At 44.1% G+C, this 17,380-nt stretch carries 19 protein-coding genes and 1 other annotated feature; of the genes, 3 read left to right on the top strand and 16 right to left on the bottom strand.

The features are described 5' to 3' along the window. Positions 1–95: 95 nt before the first annotated feature. Genes nadA through nadB form a run of 3 tightly spaced genes read right to left on the bottom strand, consistent with a single transcriptional unit; the run spans position 96 to position 3,614 of the window. On the bottom strand, positions 96–1,202 hold the full coding sequence (nadA, locus tag ACFX4H_RS00475; protein ID WP_377433435.1) for a quinolinate synthase NadA: 1,107 nt from the start codon (positions 1,200–1,202) through the stop codon (positions 96–98). Continuing rightward, positions 1,199–2,050 carry a carboxylating nicotinate-nucleotide diphosphorylase gene (gene nadC, locus ACFX4H_RS00470; RefSeq protein WP_377433433.1) on the bottom strand — a complete coding sequence of 284 codons (852 nt, stop codon included), beginning with the start codon at positions 2,048–2,050 and terminating at the stop codon, positions 1,199–1,201. Before nadC ends, nadA begins: the two co-directional genes overlap by 4 nt. Continuing rightward, positions 2,031–3,614, bottom strand: coding sequence for an L-aspartate oxidase (nadB, locus tag ACFX4H_RS00465; protein ID WP_377433430.1), 1,584 nt, complete (start codon positions 3,612–3,614; stop codon positions 2,031–2,033). The genes nadC and nadB overlap by 20 nt, the downstream gene beginning before the upstream one ends. A 103-nt stretch (positions 3,615–3,717) precedes the next feature. Between nadB and ACFX4H_RS00460 the strand changes: the two genes are divergently transcribed. Further along, positions 3,718–4,845 (top strand): IscS subfamily cysteine desulfurase, encoded by a 1,128-nt coding sequence (locus tag ACFX4H_RS00460; protein ID WP_241634750.1) that lies wholly within the window; start codon positions 3,718–3,720, stop codon positions 4,843–4,845. 49 nt (positions 4,846–4,894) lie between these two features. After that, the gene (locus ACFX4H_RS00455) at positions 4,895–5,425 is read left to right on the top strand and encodes a transcription repressor NadR (RefSeq protein ID WP_034308830.1); all 531 of its coding nucleotides are present in this window, start codon (positions 4,895–4,897) and stop codon (positions 5,423–5,425) included. A gap of 60 nt (positions 5,426–5,485) precedes the next feature. On the opposite strand, the gene ACFX4H_RS00450 is transcribed toward ACFX4H_RS00455, so the two are convergent. From ACFX4H_RS00450 to ACFX4H_RS00400, 11 genes are all read right to left on the bottom strand, one after another. Then, entirely contained in the window at positions 5,486–6,178 is a 693-nt protein-coding gene (locus tag ACFX4H_RS00450) for a DUF6944 family repetitive protein (RefSeq protein ID WP_328138574.1), read from the bottom strand. Positions 6,179–6,539: 361 nt separating this feature from the next. Next, positions 6,540–7,415 (bottom strand): prephenate dehydratase, encoded by an 876-nt coding sequence (pheA, locus tag ACFX4H_RS00445; RefSeq protein WP_191928849.1) that lies wholly within the window; start codon positions 7,413–7,415, stop codon positions 6,540–6,542. 394 nt (positions 7,416–7,809) lie between these two features. Next, a complete protein-coding gene (locus ACFX4H_RS00440) occupies positions 7,810–8,259 on the bottom strand; it encodes an ACT domain-containing protein (protein ID WP_034308837.1) in 450 nt (149 codons plus the stop codon). 40 nt (positions 8,260–8,299) lie between these two features. After that, positions 8,300–9,589 (bottom strand): GTPase ObgE, encoded by a 1,290-nt coding sequence (gene obgE, locus ACFX4H_RS00435; RefSeq protein WP_048688961.1) that lies wholly within the window; start codon positions 9,587–9,589, stop codon positions 8,300–8,302. Positions 9,590–9,637: 48 nt separating this feature from the next. Next, on the bottom strand, positions 9,638–10,177 hold the full coding sequence (locus tag ACFX4H_RS00430) for a Spo0B domain-containing protein (protein ID WP_377433426.1): 540 nt from the start codon (positions 10,175–10,177) through the stop codon (positions 9,638–9,640). A gap of 537 nt (positions 10,178–10,714) precedes the next feature. Then, positions 10,715–11,005 carry a 50S ribosomal protein L27 gene (rpmA, locus tag ACFX4H_RS00425; protein ID WP_048688955.1) on the bottom strand — a complete coding sequence of 97 codons (291 nt, stop codon included), beginning with the start codon at positions 11,003–11,005 and terminating at the stop codon, positions 10,715–10,717. 12 nt (positions 11,006–11,017) lie between these two features. Continuing rightward, positions 11,018–11,350, bottom strand: coding sequence for a ribosomal-processing cysteine protease Prp (locus ACFX4H_RS00420; RefSeq protein WP_063590509.1), 333 nt, complete (start codon positions 11,348–11,350; stop codon positions 11,018–11,020). Between the two features lie 13 nt (positions 11,351–11,363). Continuing rightward, positions 11,364–11,672: a 50S ribosomal protein L21 gene (gene rplU / locus ACFX4H_RS00415; protein WP_034308849.1), complete on the bottom strand. Its 309-nt coding sequence runs from the start codon at positions 11,670–11,672 to the stop codon at positions 11,364–11,366. Positions 11,673–11,685: 13 nt separating this feature from the next. Further along, positions 11,686–11,769 (bottom strand) — a sequence feature (ribosomal protein L21 leader region). A 75-nt stretch (positions 11,770–11,844) separates the two neighbouring features. Then, positions 11,845–13,317 carry an Rne/Rng family ribonuclease gene (locus ACFX4H_RS00410; protein ID WP_283867963.1) on the bottom strand — a complete coding sequence of 491 codons (1,473 nt, stop codon included), beginning with the start codon at positions 13,315–13,317 and terminating at the stop codon, positions 11,845–11,847. 42 nt (positions 13,318–13,359) lie between these two features. Then, positions 13,360–14,226, bottom strand: coding sequence for a M50 family metallopeptidase (locus ACFX4H_RS00405; protein ID WP_283866141.1), 867 nt, complete (start codon positions 14,224–14,226; stop codon positions 13,360–13,362). Then, positions 14,219–14,968: a M23 family metallopeptidase gene (locus tag ACFX4H_RS00400; RefSeq protein WP_063590508.1), complete on the bottom strand. Its 750-nt coding sequence runs from the start codon at positions 14,966–14,968 to the stop codon at positions 14,219–14,221. Before ACFX4H_RS00400 ends, ACFX4H_RS00405 begins: the two co-directional genes overlap by 8 nt. Before the next feature lie 257 nt (positions 14,969–15,225). Between ACFX4H_RS00400 and ACFX4H_RS00395 the strand changes: the two genes are divergently transcribed. Next, on the top strand, positions 15,226–15,669 hold the full coding sequence (locus ACFX4H_RS00395; protein WP_283866142.1) for a S1 domain-containing RNA-binding protein: 444 nt from the start codon (positions 15,226–15,228) through the stop codon (positions 15,667–15,669). Positions 15,670–15,799: 130 nt separating this feature from the next. On the opposite strand, the gene minD is transcribed toward ACFX4H_RS00395, so the two are convergent. Next, positions 15,800–16,603 (bottom strand): septum site-determining protein MinD, encoded by an 804-nt coding sequence (minD, locus tag ACFX4H_RS00390; protein WP_034308862.1) that lies wholly within the window; start codon positions 16,601–16,603, stop codon positions 15,800–15,802. Positions 16,604–16,605: 2 nt separating this feature from the next. Then, positions 16,606–17,289: a septum site-determining protein MinC gene (gene minC / locus ACFX4H_RS00385; protein WP_034308864.1), complete on the bottom strand. Its 684-nt coding sequence runs from the start codon at positions 17,287–17,289 to the stop codon at positions 16,606–16,608. Between the last annotated feature and the right edge of the window lie 91 nt (positions 17,290–17,380).

Raw genomic sequence — 17,380 nt, 5'->3', positions numbered from 1 at the left:
ATTCGGGATAAGACCATTCAATCCTCATTAGGCTGACCGACTGAACGGGTGTTCCACCCCTCTATTTCTCATGATTCAAAGTCTTTTGCACTGACTCAAACGCGCTCCAGCATTCTGTTTAATGCTAGGATGGCATTATCCGCAATGTTCTTCTCCACTTTTATCGGATTGATGATGATACCTTCTTCAATGGATTCAAGCGCCCATAGCAGGTGAGGCAGATCAATCCGGTTCATTGTAAGACATGGACACATATTCGGATTTAATGAGATGATGTTCTTGTCAGGATTATTGGCGATAAGACGCTTGACAAGGTTCATTTCCGTGCCTATTGCCCAAGAACTATCTGGTTCGGCTTTTTCAATCATGTTTATGATGTACGATGTCGAACCCGCGTAATCTGACAGGGCGACTACCTCACGGCGGCATTCGGGATGAACGATGATATTCATTTCAGGTTGCTCCGCTCTAAGCGTTTCAATATTCGCCGTAGTGAAATTTTCATGGACTGAACAATGTCCTTTCCAAAGAAGTACCTTCAGATCTTCCAGTTCCCCTTCATAGATCAATTCATCCTTATGCGGGTCCCAGACAGCCATTTCATTCAATGGGATTCCAAGGTCAAAGGCGGTATTCCTCCCAAGATGCTGATCGGGAAGAAAAAGGATTCTTTCTTTTTGCGAGAGGGCCCACGAGACCATCCCTTGTGCATTGGAAGACGTCACCGTCGCCCCGCCATTTTTCCCTACAAAAGCTTTGATGGCCGCAGTTGAATTCACATAAGTTAGCGGAAGGATCGTATCGCCAAAAAGATCCTGAAGCTTTGTCCACGCCCGTTCCGTTTGTTCAATATCGGCCATATCCGCCATGGAGCAGCCTGCACGCATATCAGGAAGGATAACCGTCTGCCCTTCTTCCGTCAAAATATCCGCTGTTTCAGCCATGAAATGCACGCCGCAAAACACAATATAATCCGCTTCACGATTTTGCGCGGAAAGCTGGGCCAATTGAAGTGAATCCCCCGTTGAATCCGAAAATTGAATGACTTCCTCCCGTTGATAATGATGACCTGGGATATAAAGACGGTTCCCCAGTCGTTTCTTGATGTCATGGACCCGATTCTCCATCTCTTCCTTTGTCATCGTTTTATACTTTTCAGGCAATGTATTTCCTGCTGTTTTAGCCATCTCCAATATGTTCATTTCAATATCCCCTCCTGCTCTTTGACCTTTGCGCTGATATCAAGTGCCCTGACACTGTGCGTCAAGCTGCCCAACGAAATATAATCTACCCCTGTTTCCCGATATGAGGCTAGATTGTCTAAATGGATTCCTCCAGAAGCTTCAGTAATGATGTGGGCGGGAACCAATTTGATCAGTTTCTTGATTTCTTCGGGGCTCCGGTTATCGAACATGATGATATCCGCACCGGCTTCCACTGCTTCAAGCACCTGCTGTGGTGATTCCGTTTCCACTTCCACTTTAGTGGTATGTCCCAGTTTGGATTTTACCGTTTGAACCGCTTTCGTTATGGACCCAGCGAAAGAAATATGGTTGTCCTTTATCATGACTGCATCATACAGACCATATCGGTGATTGAATGCCCCGCCGGAACGGACCGCATATTTTTCCAGCATCCGCAGGCCCGGTGTGGTTTTTCTCGTATCACAAGCTCTCGTCTTCGTCCCCGCTAATATCATGGCAGCTTTTTGAGCCTGTGTCGCAATTCCGGACATACGCTGCACCAAATTTAAAACGACCCGTTCCCCTTTTAAAAGGGAGGCCATATCGCCGGTCATTTTTGCAAGCTGCTGTCCTTCTTCGAAAACTTCGCCATCTTGAACAAAAAGGAAAACCTCGATTTGCTCATCCAGCAATGCAAATCCCGTCTTGATGACGTCCCCTCCACTGAAGACCCCGCCTTCTTTTGCGATGAATGTCAAAGTACCTTGTTCACCTTGATCAAAAATCGTATCACTCGTTACATCGCATTCCCCTATATCTTCCATTAAAAATTGTTGCAGCATCTGCTTAAGCTTCAATATATTCATATAGTCGTCTCCCTTTCACTCGGTTTTTTACATCCGTGCAAGCAAGGATAACCGAATTTTCAAGCCATTGGGTGTCATCTTCGTTAGGATAGTCACTGCGGAAATGACCGCCCCTGCTTTCGGTTCTGGTCAATGCGGATTCGGCAATCAGCCACGCCACGATGATGGCATTGATTTTCGTTATTTCCTGTATCGGTAATGCCGTCACTTCCATTTGCAGCAATTTTTCGATATTAAATGTCTCAAGATAATCCTTCAGTCGAGTTAAACCCGCTTCATTTCGAACGATTCCCGCTTCGTTCATTAATTTTTCCTGCAATGTCGTGAGTTCAGGTAGAAAGGAAATTTGACTGGAACTCTTGGACTGCTCTTTTTCTTGCGGTATCGACCTTGCCGGCACTTTAGCAAGGAAACGGCCAAGCGTATTTCCAAAAACCAATCCTTCGAGAAGGGAGTTGCTTGCCAATCGGTTTGCACCATGTACACCAGTGCATGCCACTTCACCAACTGCATACAAAGAGGGTACAGAGGTTTGCCCCGATTCATCCACATCAATCCCTCCCATTAGAAAATGGTTTCCAGGTGCAACCGGGATTTTCCCCAATTGAAGGTCCAGCCCGCTTTTTTCGCATAATGAGCTCACTGTCGGAAAACGATTTTTAAAATCCTTGATCATCGAAATATCCAAAAATACCTTTTCACCGCGCTGCAAATAAGTAAAAATCGTCTGTGCAACAATATGCCTTGGTGCTAGATCCTTCAAGCTATGGACATCCTCCATGATCGGCTTTCCCATTTCCGTCACTAATCTCGCACCATCCCCGCGAACCGCTTCTGAAACCAGCCCTTTCACTTTGCCATTCACAAAAAGCAGGGTCGGATGGAATTGTATGAATTCCATGTCACGCACTTTTGCACCGGCCTTGAATGCAAGTGCGATCCCATCACCTGAAACCGTTTGTGAATTTGAAGTGAAATGGTATAGGGAACCACAGCCGCCTGTTGCCAAAACCGTCCGTTCCGCGTGATAGGCAACAAGTTCCCCTGCCTTATCAAGTGTTTTGACGCCTATGCAAGAATCATCTTTCCCGATGATCAACTCCACTGCAGCAACATTCTCCATCACAGTAACCGATGATTTTTTCAAGCAGCCTATAAGATGTTCCATCATGTACTTTCCGGTAGCATCCCCGTGACTATGGAGGATTCTTCGTTCACTGTGGGCCCCCTCCATGCCGAGCAATAAAGTTCCGTCATCATCTCGGTCAAATCGCATACCCGAAGCAATAAGTTCAGCTATAACCGAAGGTGCCTCTTCAACGAGTTTTTCCACTGCCTTCACCTTGTTATATCGCTGACCAGCCGCCAGCGTATCTTTTTTATGAAAGGATACTCGATCACGATCAGATATTGCAGCAGCAATCCCGCCCTGGGCTAAATAAGAATTACCATGACGGATATTTGATTTTGTGATGAGTATCACATGCTTATGTTCACTTGCTTCCAATGCCGTTTTCAAGGCAGCAATCCCACTGCCTATCACGATGATATCCGCTTTTACCATTATTTCATTCCTCCTGTTTATGACAGGTGTCTTGACAACTATATTTACATATTATTAAACTATTATCAAGAGTTTTTTAAGATTAAAGGATGGAAGTGATTTCTTGATTTATTTGGATTACGCCGCTACAACTCCGATTGATGAGGAGGCTCTTGACGTATTCAGCCAAGCATCCCGGAAGTTTTTCGGGAATGCGAGCAGTTTGCATGATATTGGCTCTGAAGCGGCACGTTTATTGGATATGTCACGGCAGCAACTCGCAGAAATGCTGAACATAAAAAAGGAAGGAATCATCTTTACGAGCGGCGGATCAGAAAGCAACATGCTTGCGATAGATACTTTCATCGCTTCGAAACCATCCTGGCAGAACCACTTGATTGTAAGCCGGACTGAACATGCATCTCTTGCCAATTTCGTCGAAAAGCTTGAACAAGATGGCTTCGAGGTTACTTATTTACGGCATTTGAAAGATGGCCGTGTTGATATTGAACATCTGCAGGAATGCATGTCGGAGAGAACATGCTTAGTCATTGTCCAACATGTGAATTCGGAAATCGGGGTCATTCAACCCATTGAGCAAATAAGTGAAATCGTTCGAAAACACCAGGCTTTTTTTCATGTGGATTGCGTCCAATCATTTGCTAAATTACCGCTTGGCAAGATAGCCGCCTCATGTGATGGACTATCCGTTTCCAGTCATAAAGTTTATGGTCCAAAAGGGACTGGGGCCGTCATTTTCCCGGCCATCCATCAGTTGAAGGCTTCGGTACCGAATATCACACATGAATATGGTTTCAGACCAGGAACAGTGGACGTCCCCGCGATAGCTTCCTTCGTGACCGCTGCTAAGAAATTGGGCGACATCATGGATGATGAACGAAAACGGATTTCCGCACTTAGGACGCAATTGATTCAACGGCTGACGGAAAGGAAAATCGATTTTCAAATCATCGAAGCAAAATACGAGCAATTGCCTCACATACTGGCGCTGACCTTCGCTGGATTGCAAGGACAGTACATCATGCTGGAATTAAACCAGAAAGGATTCGCCGTTTCGACGGGAAGCGCCTGCCAAATCGGTAAACAGGATCCTTCAAAAACGATGATGGCCATTGGAAAAAGCGAAGATGAAGCACATCAATTCGTCCGCTTTTCCTTTGGCAAAAACACGACGGCCGACGACATTCACAAGTTGGCGGACTGCATCGAAGGAATTGCTTCCATTCGATAAAACCCTCCAATCTGTGTTAGAATGTTTGTAATTAAAGAGGTGAATGTTTATGGAAAGAAAGAAATTACTTGGGGAAGAAAGACGGACGAAACTCTTACATTTATTGCAAACAAGCACGGAGCCTGTAACGGGCAGCGAGCTTTCGCAAATAACGAATGTAAGCCGGCAGGTTATCGTTGGTGACATAACCCTCCTGAAAGCGCGGAATGAACCTATCATTGCCACAAGCCAAGGCTATCTGTACCTGCAAACGGGGAGCGCGCAGAAGCCGGAAAGGATCATTGCTTGCCAGCACGATCCTTCCCGGACCCAGGAAGAACTATATTTACTAGTGGATATCGGCATCACGGTGAAAGATGTCAAAATCGAGCACCCCGTATACGGCGACCTAACCGCTTCCATCATGGTCAGCAGCCGTAAGGAGGTCCAGCAATTCCTTTCAAGGGTGACGGCAACGAATGCATCGTTTTTATCGGAACTAACGAGCGGCATCCATCTCCATACACTGAGCGCATCATCTGAAGAACTGCTCGACGAAGCGGAGTGCGCTTTGAGGGATGCTGGCATTTTAGTCGATTGAATGAACGAAAAATCCTCAAAAGATAGGGCTTTTGAGGATTTTTTTTATGGACTCTCATGCTCACTCATCATTGGAATTGCTTTCATTTGAGCTTCCATTCCCGGAGTTTTCATCTTCGTTACTTCTCAACTGCCCTATAAGGCTAATGACGGAACCGACCGCCTGTACCCATCCCCCCATCACTTGGATTAATTCTGCATCAGATGGCTTCTCTTCCAAATTAGGATATTGATATTTTTGCTGTTCCTGCTCCTTATCTTGTTCTTCTTGTTCTTGATCCTTATCTTGGTCTTTTTCTAGAATGCTATTTTTAAGTTCGGCAATTCCACCCATCGCTTGCATCGAATTCCCAATCGCCTGCAACAAATTTCCCGTAGCATTGAAGGCCTGTTCCGGTTCATCCGGATTTTCGTATGCCCCCGCCAAAGCGGTTCCTCCTCCCAACGCTTGAATCAGATTGCCTTTGATGATTAATTCCTGTTTCGTTATTTCATCAAAGTCAATGACTAGGCCTAAGATAACAGTCGAATTCCCGATTGCCTGTATTATATTCCCGAATTTATCCAGGGACCAGGTTTCTTCCGCGTCGGCCAATAAGGCATTTCCTGTTGCTTGAAGTTCATTTCCAATCAAATCCAAGTTCTTACGAAATTCTTCGTCCAAGACATGGGAGGGTGTACCCGCTATAGCAGAAATGACAGTTCCTATCGCTTGAATCCAAGAACCGAAAGTTTCTTTGAATTGATTATCCATCTCTGCTGACCACAACCCTCTCTCTGCATTTTTGATAAAAAAGGTGCATCCACTGAATTAGTTTTCAAAATATGTATTGTCAGTTCCACATGTGGCCCACCGAGATTTACTTATTGTATTTGCTTTCAGCACAATCGGTGTTTGTTTTCCATCCAGAATCATAGGCACTTTTTATCATGAAAAACTTCGCCATCTTCCCAAAATCCAATAAACCTGCCTATTGCTATATATTTCATCAAATGACAGCCCACCATTTTAGGAACTTGTACACAAGGGAAATACAAATATTAACGAACACAAAAAATGCCCCGGAAATAATTCCGGGGCACCCTTCTTATTCATCGTACTCAGCTTTTAACATTCATCGTTGCGGTACACCAGTTTGGACTTTAAAGCATGAATAGCTTCCCATGATCGATACCGTACATCCTAAGGCCTCGAGCTCAGAGATCGCTCCTGGAATGAGGACATCGTCAAGGGACATTTCGATGTCGATGATGAAGAAGTAATTGCCCAATCCTGTTTTCATTGGTCTTGATTCAATCTTGGAAAGGTTAAGTTTCCTCCAGGAAAAAGCGGAAAGGACTTGGTGCAGCTGCCCTGAGTGGTCGGCAGGCAGCTGAATCATCAAGGTCGTTTTCTTGTCCCCTTCAACGGTCAAATGCCCTTCATAGTCGACTTCACTGTTGGATACGACGATAAACTTGGTGTGATTATGTTCGTAATCGTGAATATTTTGTTTGGCAATCGTCAAACCGTACTCCTCCGCAGCCATATCATTCGCAATCGCCGCAATATTGATATCGGGATTCTCCATCACCATCTTCGCAGCGGCTGCTGTGGATGTGACATACTCATACGGAATGCCCCTTAGCTCATTATGTAGGAATTTGCGGCATTGAGCGATGGCATGGGAATGCGAATAAACCATGTCAGGTTTGAAACCAGGATATGCATGATCCGGGTGCACCATATAATGCTGTTGGATTGGAATCGTCACTTCGCCTTTCATCGGCAATGTGACTTCATGGACTAAGTAATCCATCGTTATATTTACCGAACCCTCTAAAGCATTCTCGATCGGCACGAGCGCGTGATTCACTTCCCCGTCCCGAACAGCATCAAGGCAGTCCGGAATCGTGTTCATCGGTATTTTTATATCATTAGGAAATAGTCGCGATACAGCTAAATCCGTGAACGTTGCTTTTGGTCCAAGAAATGCAATTTTCGCTGTCATATTATAAACTCCTTTTCACGGAAAATCTATTGTTTATGTTATGCCATTTTCTGATTTTTTACAATAGTTAATCGTTAATTTCCTCTTACAAATGAAAACAGCCTGAAGACAAACCCGATAATAAATGAGTTTGTCTTCAGGCTATTTTATGTTTTTAAACGTTGACCTCGCTTTCCGCGGACGGTCACCTGTTTGAACAGATTTACTATTGCATTTTAATGAAAGCTTCCGGATTATTTCGCGGAGATACTATCGTCCCCAACAGAAATCCATTACGGTCTGCACCGCATGAAACGAATAGGCAAACTTTTTTGTTCAGTATCAGTTGGAAAAGGTTTGGGAACCTTTTGTCTACAAACTGACAGCCTGTACATGTGTAATGTACAGGCTGTTTTCATGCGCCGTTACCAATGATTTCGACTTTTTCGACGAACTCCATTTTACGCAGTTTAGTGAGCAGTTCATTAATATCCATCGTCATCCCACCCGTATTCAGGGATAGGGTGACATTTGCACGTCCCTGTAAAGGAATCGTTTGGTGGATGGTCATGATGTTGCAACCGGATGAGGCGACGAGCCGTAAAAGCTCCGATAGAGTACCAGAACGATCTTCAAGATAGAAGAACAGTGTAATCAGCTTTTCCTTAACAACTGTATGAAACGGAAAAACCGTGTCACGGTATTTGTAAAAAGCACTCCTGCTTAGGTCCACTCGCTGTACCGCTTCCCAAACTGATTCCGCTTTTCCCCGTTCAATCATTTCTTTTGCATCCAGCGTTTTTTTCATCGCTTCGGGAAGGACATCCTCTCGAACGAGGAAAAATTTCTGATCGGACTTATTCAAACTCCGCACGCCTCCTTTTGCCTGCCATCATGGTCTCCAATCAATCAACAAATTCAAATTCATATTCAAGGATACGGACGATATCGCCATTTGTCGCACCTTTTTGGCGAAGGCCTTCGTCGACTCCGAATGAACGAAGCTGTCTGGCGAAACGACGTATGGACTCTTCACGGGTGAAGTCAGTCATTTTGAATAGACGCTCGATCTTGAATCCTGATACGGCAAAGCTGCCATCGGGTTCGCGTTCAATGTTAAATTCATCCGACTGTGATGTATGTTTATATAGAACCCGGTGGATTCCAGTATTCTCTTCTTCATGTTCAAGAGGGAACTCAGGGGTCTCTTCGATTTTATCAGCGATTGCATAAAGAAGCTCACGGATCCCTTCACGCGTCACGGCAGAAATCGGGAAGACAGGATAGTCTTCTTCCAGCTTTTCTTTGAAAGCAGCTAAGTTATCTTCTGAGTCCGGCATATCCATTTTACTTGCTACAATGATTTGCGGACGTTCAGTCAAGCGCAGGTTATACTCTTCCAATTCTTTATTGATTGTTTGGTAGTCTTCATATGGATCCCGGCCTTCAAGACCCGACATATCGATTACATGAACGATTACCCTCGTTCTTTCAATATGGCGCAGGAATTGATGTCCAAGTCCCACTCCTTCTGAAGCGCCTTCGATCAGACCAGGTAAATCGGCCATGACGAAGCTGCGGTGATCTTCCGTTTCCACCATTCCGAGGTTCGGTACGATCGTTGTAAAATGATATTCGGCAATTTTAGGCCTTGCTGCGGATACGACAGAAAGCAAAGTGGATTTCCCTACACTTGGGAAACCAACCAAACCGACATCAGCCAACAGTTTCAATTCCATGACGATATCGCGTTCTTGGCCGGGTTCGCCATTCTCCGCGATTTCAGGTGCAGGATTGGCAGGCGTGGCAAAACGGGAATTTCCCCGGCCTCCGCGGCCACCTTTGGCGATAACGGCGCGTTGTCCATGCTCAACTAAATCAGCAATGACTTCCTTCGTTTTATCATCGATGACAACGGTGCCAGGTGGAACCTTGATGACCATATCTTTTGCAGCCGCACCATGCATGTTTTTGGACATGCCATGTTCTCCGCGAGGTGCCTTAAAGTGACGTTGGTAACGGAAATCCATTAATGTACGCAAGCCCTCTTCCACTTCAAATACGACATTGGCCCCATTACCGCCATCTCCGCCAGCTGGTCCGCCTTTAGGTATGAATTTCTCACGACGATAAGCAACTATCCCGTTACCACCGTCTCCGCCTTTTACATAGACTTTCGTTTGATCGACAAACATGCTATCACTTCCTTGTTTTCTGCAAGTCAATTCTTGCTGTATACTTCTCTAAAAGTTAATATCCATCTTAAAAAATATTTCATCCTCATTACATTCAAGAATTTCAATTGATTGCTCGGCCGTTAATGAAGTTTCCAAAAACTCGATCACTGGGGATTGATCAATGAACCTGCCTTGCATATGAAATGTACAGTGCATATCGCTCACTTCTTCTTTACACATAGAAACAGCCAGTATATTTTCAAAAAACGGATCCAGGCTTTTATCCAGAATCTTGAAGAAATCGTTTGTCCAGCGATACATCAGCCCATCCATCTCGGTTGAGCCTTCAAAAACATCAATGATTTCATATTCACAATAAAATGATCCATTATTCCAATTCGACGTCAACAGCATCTCGGTGAACTTGGGCAAATTCAAACTGGAAAGTCGTGCTTCATTCTGGGTTTCAACAATGATTTCATCAATGATGCCCTTGACACGATCAATTCTGTTCAACTCCAGATTCCCTTTGATGATTTGAATTTTATTCAGCCAGTCATGCCTGGTTTGACGCAGAGTTTCAATAGTCGTCCAATTTTTATCCATTATTAACACCTTCAATTATGATAAAGAAACTTTTTTCAGCTCTATCATGTTGAATACTTCCATTTGTACAGTATATCAAAAAAACAACAAACAGGAAATGAAGCTCGATTCACATGCCTTCACATGAAAGCCCCCGTCCAAAAAATACAGCCGCACACCCTGAGTTCTTTGGACGATGGTAGAGCCATTTGAACTAAAAAAGAGAATGGGCCTTATTTATGCACCAATTGGAGATATTATAGTTGAATTGGAGTGTCTATTTGGTTTAACCAAATCGGATGGATGAATAATCTTGGATTTCCCCCCTGAAAGTTTAAGAAAGCCCGCCTATTGGCGAGCCTTTTGTAAGTCAGAGGTTGTTTCCTTATACTAATGACTAAAGTCTCCTGCAAAATGCTGGTTCGTTCCTATAGTATAAATAAAGGGCCGGACCCCTTCATCACTATATAGCATACCATTATTAATAATGACGCGGTATATAGTGTCTTGTAGAAGGAATCAGACCCTTTTGAGTCAGCCTCTGTTCAAAGATGCCAATTATGCTTCTTGTGCAACTGGATATACGCTTACTTTTTTACGGTCACGTCCGAAACGTTCGAATTTAACAACACCGTCTACTTTAGCGTATAGAGTATCGTCTCCACCACGGCCTACGTTCTCACCAGGATAGATTTTTGTTCCGCGTTGACGGTAAAGGATAGAACCACCAGATACGAATTGACCATCTGCACGTTTAGCGCCAAGACGCTTGGAGATTGAGTCACGTCCGTTCTTTGTAGAACCTACTCCTTTTTTCGAAGCGAAGAACTGAAGATCTAATCTTAACATTTGTTCCACCTCCTATTGGTTGAGGATAATTTTCATGTATTTACCATAATCACGTTCGATGGTTTGCAGCGATATGAGCATTCCGTTCAAAAGCAGCTGAACCTTCTCTTCCGATTCCGGCGAAAGATTCCCCGGAATAGCGCAGCGAAGATAGCCGCCTTCTCGCCCTTGCTCAATCTCAGGCTCTACGTCCGTTAAGGACATGATGGCATTGACTGCCCCGAAGGAAACAGCCGATACACCTGCACAAACGATATCAGAACCTTTTTTAGCAAAATCAGCATGTCCGCTTAAGGTGAACGAAGCAATCCGTTCCTGCGGAGCATCAAATACAACTTTGATCATCTAGAATCAGCCCTTACGCGTTGATTGCTTCGATAACAACTTTAGTGTATGGTTGACGATGACCTTGTTTTTTACGATTGTTTTTCTTCGCTTTGTATTTGAAAACAGTGATTTTCTTTTGCTTACCTTGTTTTTCGACAGTACCTGTTACAGTAGCGCCTTCAACTAGTGGAGCACCGACTTTCACGTCTTCGCCACCTACGAATAAAACTTTGTCAAATGTAACAGTTTCGCCTGCTTCTGCGTTTAATTTTTCAATGTAAACCGCTTCGCCAGCTGCTACTTTAATTTGTTTACCGCCAGTTTCGATAATTGCGTACATACTTGCACCTCCTTAAATGTCTCAGACTCGCCAATCACAGGCGTTTTACCAAAAAGGCAAAAGCTTAAAACCTGATGTTGAGCGGTTGTAGCACGGGTGCTACAAACATAACATTAAAATCCTACCATGAAACAGGAAAGGCTGTCAATATATTTATAACAATTCCCGCTCTTCACTCGAAAGCCCGCCCGATTTCCTGAATGCTTCCGAACCGCTTGATGGAATAGGCATTCGTCAAACCTGGGATAAAAGACAGGAATATCTTTTTAGCGATCAATTCCTCCAATGCCGGCCGATATGATTCCTTTTCACCAAGGAGCACGTCCGCCACCGCTTTACTGACCTCCACCCATACCGCTTCATCATCCGTCTTCCTGTGTTCCAGCAGTTCACGTTCCAACCGGAAGGCCACCGTTTCCGGGCTCTCGATTTTACCGCTTCCACTGCACACAGGGCAAGGCACCGTCGTCATTTCACTTAAAGACGGGGAGGTTCGCTTTCTCGTCATTTGTAAAATGCCCAGTTCCGTAAAACCGATGACCTGGATTCGCTTCTCATCTCTCACCGCTTCCTTTTTGACGATTTCGATGATTTCCTGCTTATGCCGGGACTGGTCCATATTGATGAAATCTATCAGGATGATTCCGCTGATATTCCTCAATCTCAGTTGACGGGCGACCTCTTTCGCCGCAGCCTGATTGACCGCAAACAATGTTGCTTCCTTCGCCACCTTGCCGGTGAACTTACCTGAATTGACATCGATTACGGTGAAAGCTTCCGTTTCTTCAAAAATTAAATATCCGCCATTATCAAGCCAAACGATTTTCTTGGCCATTTTCTCAACTTGCGCTTCCACATTCCATTCGGAAAAAATATTCTTGGTACCCGCTACATGGGATATTTCCCACTCCTTACGGTTTTCCTGTATCCACTTTTTCAACTCGCGATAGGCCTCGAAGTCATCGATGGCAAGTTCCCCGTTCGCCGTTCCCGACATTTCGGAAATGATCATATCAAGGTATGCGTCCCTTTCATAGAGAAGGGACGGGGCCTTTAGGGACGCAGCCTTGACTTCAAGCCCTTTATGGAGCTCCCGCAATCCAGTTAACCTGTCAAGGAAGACCGATTCACTTTCGTTCTCCATCGAGGTGCGGACAATCAGTCCCTCATCAGGATTTTTATGCTGCATGGCCGTTTCCCGCCATTGCTTCTGAAGATCGTCGTTTTTGAATTTCTTTGAAACACCAACATAATCTATTCCATGTATGTAAACGAGGGACTCCGTTGAAAACTCGATCAGCCCCGTCAATTTAGCTCCTTTTGTTCCCGTTTCATCCCGGGTCACCTGAACTAGCAGCTTTTCTCCCTGACGGATAAATTGACCGATGGGTGCTTTCCCATCACTTTTTTTTGTAAGCTGGAAGGAGGGAATCTCGTCACGGTGTAAAAAACCATTCTTCTCTGCACCATAATCAATGAAGGCGGCATCCATTCCCGGCAGCACCTTTGTCACCTTCCCAAGATAAATATTACCGACCGTACTGCGCTTTTGAGGCGGCATGATTTCAAGTTTACGTAAAACACCATTCTCAAGGACGGCCACTCTTTTTTCGCGTGAAGCTAGGTTCGCGATCATTTTTTTCATCAAAAAAAATCCTCTCCTCAATTTGAAGAAAGGATAACATATTTAATAAGAATATAATAGGTCGCCGATTTTCCCGTTCGTCATTTTCTCCGAAAAATAGGCGTGAAGGATTTCCGTTTCATCCAACGAGCCGCTCTCTTTCCCGTTTTTCATGATGATGACGGGGTGTTTACAGCCGCGTTGAAACAGTTCCAGCACTTTATAAATCGGTTCTTGTGAATCCACCGATATCGGCTTCAGTTTCGCCAAATCATTCGTATGCCCGTAATGGCGCTGCAAAAGAAAGCGGATGAACGCGTAATACCTCTGCCGCCATTCCATGACGAGTGAGAGACTTATGAAAAAGATGATGAGCCAGATGTTCAAATTGAGCGGATCCAATATGATCCAAGTCAAAAAAGCCAGGACAGCGAATACTGCAGAAAAGTGAAGGGTATGTTTCTGCGCTTCCAAAAAGGTGCAGTATAGGGAAATGCCGATGAATAGCAAGCGTCCCCCGTCCAAGGGCCAAATTGGCAGCAGATTAAAAATCAGCAGCATGAGATTCATATACAAAAAGGGCTGATACAGCTCATATGGGATAATAGAAAAGAAATAGAGCAAAAAAGCTGCACCAATGAGCCAAACATGTTGAAGCGGACCGGCAAGCACCACCGCCAAATCCTCCTTCAAACTCTTGTTTCCATACTCCTCAGTCTCGACAGCCCCGCCAAAAGGAAGCAGCTGGATTGACTTTATCCGCCATTTGAAGTGCTGGGCACAGACAGCATGCCCCATTTCATGAATGAAGACGATGAGCAGCAGCATCATCATTTCAACGAAATGGGCTGTGAGGATGGCGATGCCAATGACAAACCACAGTGTCGGGTGCACCCTGATTTTAAACAGTAACTTCGCATATTCACTCAAAGGAAATCACCTTTTTAGGATCGACGAAAGCATCATTTTCTTTTATCGCTAAATAAAATCTGCCCTTCGATCCATCTTCACTTAGTGTAACCTGTCCGACTTCATTGCCCTTTTTAACGAACTCATACAATTTCACATCAATTTCTTTCAGCTGCCCATACCAAGATTCAGTTTTATTGGCATGCTGAATGACTACCGTCTTTCCGATCCCCTCCTTTTCACCGGCAAAAATGACGACCCCTTCATTAACGGCCTCGACCTTTGAGCCTTTGCTCGTTTCCAATATGATTCCCTCACCGTTCGTCTCGAAGTTTTGGGTAATCTTCGCAGAAGCTGGCATTGCATATTCTTCATTCGAATCAACAGTTTCCGTATCGGCATCATTCGGTAAAAAAGCGATTGGTTTACCAAATGCACTTTCATACCAGTTGGAAATTGAAGCGAACTGAAATTCCTTGTTCATGTTCTCCATGACAAAACTCCTGGCAGGGTCAAGCCGCACTGAAGGGTGTTTGAACATCACCGCTACTATCAGGAACAGGCATACACTGGCAAGGATTTTAAAGAAAAAATATTCTTTCTTGAAGAGCGGATGATCTTTCTCGGAATACCCGTTATATGAATCAATCCCATATGGTTCCTCATTGTTGATTTCCGTCCAACTGCTGCTTCCTGCCGGCTTATCATTAAACTTGCGTCTCTTGGCAATACGATTTCGGATATCTTTCCTGCGATCATCCATTCCAGATTCCCCTCCCTGCTCATGTCAAAGCGCTATATTACAACGTATGAGCAACTTGTCCAGACTATGACGGAGAAAAGATATTCTTTCTGCACATCCTGAAAAATTTTTCCCAATGAAAAATCATCAGGAAACTAATGAATTTCCAAGGTGATTTCTGTATCGATTCAGAAAATCTAATAATTGAGATTGATATTGTTCCCTGAAATTTGTTATAATAAAGTGGTTTTAACATTATTGAGGGGGAACATTTTTTTATGTCAATCGAAATAGGCAGCAAAGTACAAGGTAAAGTAACAGGTATCACTAATTTTGGAGCATTCGTAGAATTACCAGGAGGCTCAACAGGTCTTGTGCATATCAGTGAGGTAGCAGATAGCTATGTAAAAGACGTAAATGACCATCTTAAAGTAGGCGACCAAATTGAAGTAAAAGTGATTAGTGAGAAAGACGGAAAAACTGCCTTGTCCATCAAAAAGGCTATAGATAGACCCGAAGGGCAAACCTCTTCTTATACCAAACGCCCACCACGCCAAGGGGATAGCCGTTCTAAAGATTTTCGTCCAAAAGGTAATTTCCAACCAAAGGAAAATTTCGAAGATAAAATGGTGCGCTTTTTAAAGACTAGCGAAGAAAATTTATCGACTCTTAAACGCAGCACTGAATCAAAACGCGGCGGCAGAGGCGGAAGACGCGGATAACCCGCTGCATTTTAGCATATAGAACAGGCAAGCCGGGATACGGCTTGCCTTTTTTATTTTCATGAAGTTCCGTGCAAAAAAAAGCGAGGGCATCAAATGCTCCCCGCTTCTTGACAAAAAGAATATAGATTTACCGCACGCTAAAGAATTTTTTCAACTTGGACATGAAGCCCTTTGGTTCGCTGCCAATTGGAGTCAAGGGCACAGATTCACCAAGGATCCTTCTGGCAATGTTCCGATAGGCAAGCGAGACTCTATTGTCCGGATTGTAGGCAATGGGTTCCTTTTTATTCGCTGCCACGATGACCTGGTCATCATCAGGAATGACGCCGATCAAATCAATCTTAAGAAAATCGGCAACTCCATCGATATCCATTTCTTCATCCTCATGAAGCAAATGGCCGCGAATCCGGTTGATGATCAATTGAGGCGGTTCAATATGCTCTTCTTTTTCAAGCAGGCCAATAATACGGTCAGCATCCCTTACAGCCGGTCTCTCTGCCGTCGTTACGATAATCGCCTTGTCTGCCCCAGCTATGGCATTCCTGAACCCCTGTTCGATGCCTGCAGGGCAATCAATGATGACATAATCATAGTCAGGCTTCATATCGCTTATGAGTTTCCTCATCTGCTCTTCATTCACCACTGTTTTATCACTATTTTGCGGAGCTGGAAGCAAATAAAGCAAATCCTCGAAATGTTTATCCTTAATGAGCGCCTGGTGTATCTTGCAGCGCCCTTCGACCACATCGACCAAATCATAGATGATGCGATTCTCCAATCCCATGATCACATCCAAATTCCGAAGACCAATATCCGTATCAATCAAGCAAACCTTCTTGCCTAGAAGAGCTAAAGATGTTCCTAAATTGGCGGAGGTGGTCGTTTTCCCGACACCACCCTTACCGGATGTTATAACTATTGCCTCTCCCACGATTAGAGACCCCCTTCTAATCTATTTAAATTAGGTCTATATTTCTTTAAAACTTGCAGTTTTTCTATAATGATATTTTCTTCTTCATCCATGAAGGCACATTCCAGGTCATGTCCCCATTTTGAATATTGATCAGGAGATAAGTTCACTTGTCCGGCAATGCGCAGCTGGGCAGGCTTCATGACAGAGGCAGCTATGATGGCCTCATTATTCCCTTTATATCCGGCATGGGCTATTCCCTTTAGCTGTCCCATGATATATATGTTGCCACCCGCACGAACCGTTCCGTCGGGATTGACATCCCCAATTAACAGTAAGTCACCGGGAACTTCAAAAACCTGTCCCGACCTTATCACCTTTGTCACGGTCGTCACTTGGTTTTCTTCTTTCCATCGTTTCGCTTCATCCTTCGTCAGGACATTCGAAATCATCTCAACCACGAAAAGCTTCTTCTTTTTATGGATGACCTCTTTAATCTTTTCTTCTTGTTGTTCATCAAGATAGCGGTTCCCTGTATGTACTTTTACGGAAATGGACGGGTCATTTTCTTGAAACTGATAGTTTGCCGAAAGCTTCACTTCTAACTCTTTCAATAATTCGGAAAATGAGCAAGAATCATCGAGATGAAGCATAAACCCGTCTTTTGTTCCCTTAATCATGACATTTTGCTGAATTCTTTTATTCATGACGTTTGTTTCACCTCAATGAAATATAATTCGACATAGGAAAACAAATTTCCTTTTTCTACGTACACGGAAAAGAGAAAATACATTTCCC

This window comes from Peribacillus sp. YIM B13477 (assembly GCF_042787955.1).
In the GTDB taxonomy this organism is placed as follows: Bacteria; Bacillota; Bacilli; order Bacillales; family DSM-1321; genus Peribacillus; species Peribacillus frigoritolerans.
Note: the sequence above shows the minus strand (reverse complement) of the source record. Positions and strands in the feature narration are given on the sequence as shown.

Coding starts and splice junctions, on each gene's coding strand:
- ACFX4H_RS00455 (WP_034308830.1), top strand. CDS start 4,895: ATGGAAAGAAAGAAATTACTTGGGGAAGAAAGACGGACGAAACTCTTA.
- nadC (WP_377433433.1), bottom strand. CDS start 2,050: ATGAATATATTGAAGCTTAAGCAGATGCTGCAACAATTTTTAATGGAA.
- ACFX4H_RS00400 (WP_063590508.1), bottom strand. CDS start 14,968: ATGGATGATCGCAGGAAAGATATCCGAAATCGTATTGCCAAGAGACGC.
- ACFX4H_RS00430 (WP_377433426.1), bottom strand. CDS start 10,177: ATGGATAAAAATTGGACGACTATTGAAACTCTGCGTCAAACCAGGCAT.
- nadA (WP_377433435.1), bottom strand. CDS start 1,202: ATGAACATATTGGAGATGGCTAAAACAGCAGGAAATACATTGCCTGAA.
- obgE (WP_048688961.1), bottom strand. CDS start 9,589: ATGTTTGTCGATCAAACGAAAGTCTATGTAAAAGGCGGAGACGGTGGT.
- rplU (WP_034308849.1), bottom strand. CDS start 11,672: ATGTACGCAATTATCGAAACTGGCGGTAAACAAATTAAAGTAGCAGCT.
- minC (WP_034308864.1), bottom strand. CDS start 17,289: ATGAATAAAAGAATTCAGCAAAATGTCATGATTAAGGGAACAAAAGAC.
- ACFX4H_RS00410 (WP_283867963.1), bottom strand. CDS start 13,317: ATGAAAAAAATGATCGCGAACCTAGCTTCACGCGAAAAAAGAGTGGCC.
- ACFX4H_RS00395 (WP_283866142.1), top strand. CDS start 15,226: ATGTCAATCGAAATAGGCAGCAAAGTACAAGGTAAAGTAACAGGTATC.
- nadB (WP_377433430.1), bottom strand. CDS start 3,614: ATGGTAAAAGCGGATATCATCGTGATAGGCAGTGGGATTGCTGCCTTG.
- ACFX4H_RS00450 (WP_328138574.1), bottom strand. CDS start 6,178: ATGGATAATCAATTCAAAGAAACTTTCGGTTCTTGGATTCAAGCGATA.
- pheA (WP_191928849.1), bottom strand. CDS start 7,415: ATGACAGCGAAAATTGCATTTCTTGGACCAAAAGCAACGTTCACGGAT.
- ACFX4H_RS00420 (WP_063590509.1), bottom strand. CDS start 11,350: ATGATCAAAGTTGTATTTGATGCTCCGCAGGAACGGATTGCTTCGTTC.
- rpmA (WP_048688955.1), bottom strand. CDS start 11,005: ATGTTAAGATTAGATCTTCAGTTCTTCGCTTCGAAAAAAGGAGTAGGT.